Consider the following 296-nt stretch of genomic DNA (forward strand, 5'->3'; position numbering starts at 1 on the left):
AACCGCACCGTGGCCCTGCGCGTGCCCACCGGTAGCCCGGACGCGGTACGCCTGGAACATCGCGTCGCCGGCGCCGACGCCAACCCCTACCTGCTGCTGGCCTCGGTGCTTGCCGGGGTGCACCACGGGCTGACCAACCAGGTCGAGCCGGGTGCCCCGATCGAAGGCAACTCCTACGAGCAGCTGGAGCCGAGCCTGCCGAACAACCTGCGCGACGCCCTGCGCGAACTGGACGACAGCGAGATCCTGGCGAAGTACATCGATCCGAAGTACATCGACATCTTCGTCGCCTGCAA

Annotated in this window: 1 pseudogene; it reads left to right on the top strand. The window is 67.6% G+C overall.

The features are described from left to right. Positions 1-296 (top strand): annotated as a pseudogene (locus tag HMPREF2924_RS32820) (glutamine synthetase); the annotation flags it as partial.

The organism is Pseudomonas sp. HMSC063H08 (genome assembly GCF_001813645.1).
GTDB classification, from domain to species: Bacteria; Pseudomonadota; Gammaproteobacteria; order Pseudomonadales; family Pseudomonadaceae; genus Pseudomonas; species Pseudomonas aeruginosa.